Source organism: Candidatus Anoxymicrobium japonicum, from assembly GCA_002843005.1.
GTDB lineage: Bacteria > Actinomycetota > Geothermincolia > Fen-727 > Anoxymicrobiaceae > Anoxymicrobium > Anoxymicrobium japonicum.
Window position 1 is genome coordinate 1 of sequence record PHEX01000084.1, and the last position, 6173, is coordinate 6173.

7 protein-coding genes and 1 pseudogene are annotated in these 6173 nt (G+C 59.5%); all 8 read right to left on the reverse strand.

Annotation, left to right across the window (positions count from 1 at the left end):
- Window positions 1–274, reverse strand: a 274-nt coding sequence (locus CVT63_07530; protein ID PKQ27520.1) for an ATP-dependent DNA helicase RecG, incomplete at its 3' end; no start/stop codon positions are given.
- Window positions 275–590: 316 nt separating this feature from the next.
- A pseudogene (locus CVT63_07535) lies at window positions 591–1001 on the reverse strand (hypothetical protein).
- Window positions 1002–1050: 49 nt separating this feature from the next.
- Window positions 1051–2445: a hypothetical protein gene (locus CVT63_07540; GenBank protein ID PKQ27521.1), complete on the reverse strand. Its 1395-nt coding sequence runs from the start codon at window positions 2443–2445 to the stop codon at window positions 1051–1053.
- Between the two features lie 77 nt (window positions 2446–2522).
- Window positions 2523–3530, reverse strand: a complete 1008-nt coding sequence (gene tsaD / locus CVT63_07545) for a tRNA (adenosine(37)-N6)-threonylcarbamoyltransferase complex transferase subunit TsaD (GenBank protein PKQ27522.1) — start codon at window positions 3528–3530, stop codon at window positions 2523–2525.
- Entirely contained in the window at window positions 3524–4057 is a 534-nt protein-coding gene (rimI, locus tag CVT63_07550; protein ID PKQ27523.1) for a ribosomal-protein-alanine N-acetyltransferase, read from the reverse strand. The genes tsaD and rimI overlap by 7 nt, the downstream gene beginning before the upstream one ends.
- 5 nt (window positions 4058–4062) lie before the next feature.
- Entirely contained in the window at window positions 4063–4770 is a 708-nt protein-coding gene (gene tsaB, locus CVT63_07555; protein ID PKQ27524.1) for a tRNA (adenosine(37)-N6)-threonylcarbamoyltransferase complex dimerization subunit type 1 TsaB, read from the reverse strand.
- Window positions 4763–5251, reverse strand: coding sequence for a tRNA (adenosine(37)-N6)-threonylcarbamoyltransferase complex ATPase subunit type 1 TsaE (locus CVT63_07560; protein ID PKQ27525.1), 489 nt, complete (start codon window positions 5249–5251; stop codon window positions 4763–4765). The genes tsaB and CVT63_07560 overlap by 8 nt, the downstream gene beginning before the upstream one ends.
- Complete coding sequence (locus tag CVT63_07565; protein PKQ27526.1) at window positions 5248–5889, reverse strand: uracil-DNA glycosylase; 642 nt, start codon at window positions 5887–5889, stop codon at window positions 5248–5250. Before CVT63_07565 ends, CVT63_07560 begins: the two co-directional genes overlap by 4 nt.
- Between the last annotated feature and the right edge of the window lie 284 nt (window positions 5890–6173).

Here is a 6173-nt window from a genome sequence, read left to right on the forward strand (position 1 = left end):
TGCGGTGGATGGCGACGTGAGCGGGAGGCTCGAAGCGGTTGGCGGCCTGCGCGATATCGCGAAGCGTCTGGTCGGAGACACCCTGCCCTTCGGCTTTGCCGTCCGGGCGGACGCCGAAGAGCGCCATGCCGCCGGCGCCATTCAGAAATGCGCAAAGGGTCTGCATGCCTTCCTTCAGTTCGCCGGTCGAACGCTTGAACTCACACGCCAGACCCTCGCCCTGACGCAAAAGGGCCGATAGTTGCTGCAAATTGGTCGGGGCATTCGTGTTCATGACAGTCTCCGCCGGAACAGTTGACTTTCGCGCTTTTCGCCCACAATCATACCACCCGCACTCTTCCCGGCCTGCACAAAGCCGCCTTCAATCAGAAGCGCGGACAGGCTAAATAGTTACTTCGCCAATATGATTCTCAACGGCGTTTGCGTTTCTTTTGCTTTCGCTTCGAGCGATTTCCTGCTGACCTCGTGTCACCGCCTTTCGAGGTCGCAGTTTTATCTCGATCTGATTGGCCCTGATGCACTGATGATGTTGTGGGCGCCGAATTGCCCTTGCCAACGGCGAGTGGGAGTTGTAGCGGTTTCTCCACGACATCGGCCTCGGAACTATCCTGGTGAATGACCTGGAAAACAACGCGCTCGGTCACCTCGGACAGGTATGTCCGCAGCGTCTCGGAGATCTCATAGAACTCGGGCCACAGCGTCTCATCGACAAACCTCTTCGATGCCCTTGCCATCACCGTGGTGTGACGCTGTCCCCTGTATCGGTAAGGCTTGATGCCGTAACGGCGAAGCAGGGCGACGAACACCTTGCGCGACCACATGTCTTCCATGGAGAACTTGTACTCGACCGGCGGATCCTCCCGCTCCAATGATCTCAACCGCTCCAGGATTCGCTGCCTTGCCCTCTCGGCCGCTACCTTTTCACCCTCGATCGTCTCGCCAGCGAAAAGCGCCTCAACAAGGCGAAGCTTTTCTATTAGTTTGGCTTCGTCCATAAGCATCGTCCGTTCCTCAGAACATGGCATTCTAACGATTAAATCATTTTGAACTTCAGCCGCCGTAGGGGTCCACGAAGAAGACCTCATCAGGGCTGAAATCTTCGGGGTCGAAATCTTCCCCCACCCACTCGAGCATCTCCTCGTGCTCCTCGTGCTGGGGATCGTTGATTATCTCCAGCAGGTTGATGTATCCCCAGACACCTCCGCAATCCTCTGGAGGGCAAGCACGCTTTCCCGCGACGCACCGCGGGTACTGGAGGTTCTCTTCGCGGGGAAGTATCTTCTCCAACTTGACCTTATGCTTCCAGCTGTCGCCGAAGTTGTACTCGTACTTCGCCATGCTGTTCTCCGGCGAGAAATATTCGGCGATGGCTGTCTTCCGCCCCGGGAGGTCTTCCACTAATCCACCTGGATACTCGCTCGACATCCCTATTCTAACGACCACCCCGACTGAAGGGTCGCGAATCTCGAAGACGTGCATATGGTCGTCATCCCAGCCCATGGCATCCTGAATGACCGAGTGGAGATCACAGAACGTGTAACTGCCGGGAACCTGTATTCTGCGCCAGATTGGCGGTTTTATGTCCTCCAGGGAAACCTTGAACTGGTACACATCCTCATAGTCTTCAGCATTCTCGGCTTGCCAGTCTTCTTCACCTGGTTCGCCCACGGTATCACCTGGTGAATCGCCCCAGTCCAGGGCGGTCCTGAACGCATCCATTATGGCCTCGGTGGGAACCGCCATTTCTAGCGCCTCCATGGGAAGATAACCCTCATTCTCCCCGCTCCTTATCCTGTCGATAGCCACCTGGCATATCTTATGGTCGACGTACTCCGGCGGGAAGGCGTCCCTCGCGTTCTCAATGTGCGGGATCGCCCTCTCGTCCTGCTGCTTCACCATAGCGTCCAGGATCTGGAAGAAATCCACGTTCCGGTACTTCCAGTCCAGCTTGCTTGGATCGAAGGTCTCGCGCGGCATCTCGGACATGTATTCGTCCAGCAATCCATTCAGAAACTCGACAGACCGGTCGCAACGAATATCACCTATTGTCCTCAGGTGATAAGTGGTAAGCAGAATGAAGCCACCATCGTCTTCCACAGGGTGCGCAATGCGGTGTTCCATGTCCCTGATGACATCAGGGACACACGCCGGCCCGAACCCCAGCAGGGCATCCCCGGCGCTACCGCCGATGTCGGGGTTTTCCAGCAGATCGACCAGGGGTGCGATCGCTCTTTCGTCCCCTATCTTCCCCAGGGCCTCCATGGCATGAATGGCGCCGAAGCTCTCGTCATCCTCCATGACCTCGATAAGCCCTGGAACAGCCGCCTCTCCCAGGGACAGGAGCTTTTGGACAATCCTCTCGAGCTCCCTGTCCGTCTCCTCCGAATATTTTTCTTCCGCGCCGTATTTCTTTAGCTCCTTAACTAACCTCTCTACATCTTCCACAGACAACTCCTCCTCTACTACTCACCGAACGGCTTCCACACTGATCCGCGCCTTTAGAGACGCGGCTCAAGTGACTGTCAGAGAGGCGCTCCGAGGCGAAGGTTTGGGCATACATCAACATCCAGCCCCGACGCGCGCCCCGCGCTGTAGCGCAGGTAGCCAACGGCCGCCACCATGGCCGCGTTATCGGTGCACAGCGCGCTCGACGTACATATCAAATTCATGCCTTCGCGCATGCACTCGCGGTCAAGCCAATCGCGAAGCGCCGTGTTGCACGCTACGCCCCCGCCAATGACCACATTCTCGAGGCCTCTATCACGCCCCGCCGCCACGGTCTTCTTCACCAGAACCTCCAGGACAGCCGCCTGAAACGACGCCGCGATGTCCGCGACCGCGGGAGGCGCCTTTCCCTCTGACTCGATTTTCGTCACGTGTCTTACCACGGCGGTCTTGAGGCCCGAGAGAGAAAAGTTGTAGTCGCCGCTTCTCAGCATGGCCCTGGGAAAATCGACCGCGCGCGGATTGCCTTCACGCGCCACTTTCTCGATCACCGGCCCTCCCGGATAACCAAGTCCCAGAAACCTTGCCACCTTGTCGTACGCTTCACCGACGGCGTCGTCCTGTGTTTGCCCGATTATCTCTATGTCCTCGAGCCCACGCACCTCCGCCAGCACGGTGTGACCGCCTGACACGACAAGCGCGAGAAACGGGTACCCGGGCAAAGCGCCTTCGAGCGCCGGGGCGTACAGATGCGCCTCCAGGTGGTTGATGGTGACGAGCGGCGCGCGCCACGCCCAGGACAGAGCCTTCGCGGCGGACACGCCAACCACGAGCGAGCTGACGAGGCCCGGACCCACTGTCACGGCCACGAGATCGGGGCGTTCGGCGGACGCCTCGAGGGCGCCAGATATCACCGGGGCTATGGATTCCACGTGCGCCCTGGCCGCGATTTCCGGAACAACGCCGCCGTGCGGGCGGTGCAGATCGATCTGCGAGGCGACAACGTTGGACAGCACGCGAACGCCGTCAACAACCAGCGAAGCGGACGTCTCGTCGCACGAACTCTCGATTCCGAGAACTAGCACGCGCCGTCGCCTCCCCTAATCCGCGCCCTCCGCTCGATTCCAGCGATGAGCTCTGTGAAATCGGCGGAGCGTATGTCGCCGGTCCCCATTATCACCGCGTCCTGGCCCGTGTCTTCATAGTAACCGTAGCGCACTCCCAACTCGTCAAAGCCAAAAACTTTGTAGAACAACCTGGCTTCGTCGTTGTCGCGCCTGACCTCCAGAGTAAGCCACCTGGCGCCACACTTCATGCCTTCACGTATGCACTCGATGAGCAACGCCGAACCGAGCCCTCTCCTTCTGACGCCCGTCTCGACGGCCATGTTCGTAATATGAACCTCTTGATCCAATATCTGCGCGCCGATATAGCCGCACAACTTCTGTGAGTCTTCCGCGACAAGGAATACCGCGTTGCCGTCGCGGTTGAGTTCGTAGAGGAACATGTCCGCGCTCCAGGGACTCGAGAAGATTTCTTTCTCGAGCACAACCACGCGGTCGAGGTCATCGGACCGCATTTCCCTTATCAGGCAGGCGCCGTGTCCAGGCATGTCAACTACAGCTCCTTCTTGAGATATATCGGGACGATGGAGAAAGCGTTCCCGCAAAGTCCGCTTTCAATCATCGCGAACGCGCGCGCAAGAAGAGCGCGGCCCATTGGAAAACCAACGTCCGCGTCCGCCAGCGCCTCGACTTCGACACCGGCGCTCGATGCCGCGCTCACAATACTATCGGGAACGTAACCCACGGCGGTGACCCGGCCGTGCCCAAGCCCCGCGGCAATGTGACCTGTTTCTTCCGGGCTAACGCACGTGTAGCCGGTTGCTCTCTTCAGAAGCGATCCGCCTCGCGTGTATCCGGTCGCGTAAACGAACCCGCGCCTCGCGTCCATGCATGCGATGACAGGACCGTCTCCCTCGGGCGCGTGCGCCGCCAGGAGATCAAGTGTTGGGATTCCAACGAGCGGCACGTCCAGCGCGCGCGCAAGCGCCTTGCCTGTCGCGACGCTAACTTTTACGCCTGTAAAGCCGCCCGGCCCCAGCCCCACGGCAAGCGCGCCAATATCCTCGGGGATTATCCCGAGCTCATCAAGAGTTGAATCGACAAACGGCATGAGCTGATGCGCGCCGCCGCGCGCGGTTTCAAAGCGCGTCTCGGCTTCAAGGACTCCGCTCCTGCCCACGGCAATGATGCCGGCTTCCGTGCACGTATCCCACGCCAGCAGAACGGCGCGCTCGGATACTTCATTTTTCTCATCAGGCATAACGACACAACCGTTCTTCAATATCCCGCCACCGTCCGTCCCAACCGGCGGCGGCCGCGATTTCCAGCAACCGTTCGTCCTCCCCCGCTCCAAATGTCAATCGCACTTCGAGCGCCCGGTCCGGTAGCGCGCCGCGGACCCTCGCCGCCCACTCGACCGCGCAAACCCACTCACCGCACAGGAACTCCTCGATGCCCACTTCTAGCAGTTCTCGCGCGCACGTGAGCCTGTACGCGTCTACGTGGCAAAGCCCGATCTCGGGGTACTGATTGATTATCGTGAAGGTCGGGCTGGTCACGAACCCCTTGTACCCTTTGCCCCTGGCAAGACCTCGAACGAAAGCCGTCTTGCCAACGCCAAGACCCCCCTCGAGGCAAAGGACGTCACCCGGCTCGAGGATGCCGCCAAGAAAAGCGCCCACTTCGGCGCTTTGCTCCTCGGAAAGAGTCTTGAGAGTCAGAACCATGCCATTAGCGCTCAAAAGAGCTCCATCTGTTCGGGTTCGGACTCGGGGGCGCGGGCGCGTTCAGGTTCGGGGGTGGTCTCAGTCGGCGATGGCGCCTCTTCCTCGAGATAAGAGTTGAGGTTCGCGAAATCCTGACGCAACAGTTGCATGGTCTCACGCGCGCGCAGAGCCGCGGCCGGGTGAAACACCGGGACGTGAAAGTATCCGGATCCTGGAAACTTCTTTCCATGGACGCTCGTTATCCGTATCTGGCGCTGCATCATCACACCCGCAGCGACGCGCCCGAGTTCGCAGATAATCTCGGGACGCACCAGCTTTATCTGTTCACGAAGGAACGGTTTGCACGTCTCCACCTCGAGAGGAAGCGGGTCGCGGTTTCCCGGCGGACGGCACTTGACCACGTTGGCTATGTATACATCCGCGCGCTCGAGACCGATGCCGCGCAGCAACTCGTCAAGCAACTTCCCGGCGGGCCCCACAAAAGGAATGCCTTGCGCGTCTTCCGCGCGCCCAGGCGCCTCGCCAACGAACATGAGCCGGGCGTCCGGATTGCCCGCGCCGAAAACTAGATTCCCGCGACCTTCATGCAGGGGGCAACGCGTGCACTCCCTCAGTTTCTTTTGAAGTTCTTCCAGCGAATCAGCTTCGTACATCCTCACGCCACCTTTCGGGCAATCATTAGAACAGGGGTCTACCATTGAATTTTACTCTACATCAATGGTGTTAGAGGTTCCAGGAGGTATGGGCGTTGCCCCAGGGATGGAGGAAGGCCGTAGGCCGACCGGAATCCCTGGGGCTCGCGGTCGACGGATGGATCTTCGGCGATAAGGTGACCACCGTGGGTGAAGGTCAGCCCTCAAACCAGTATTATGTACACAGGTGGTGGGGGTGTGGCTCCTGGGGTCGGCAGCCAAGGCTGCTCTGCCTGAAATGCCGC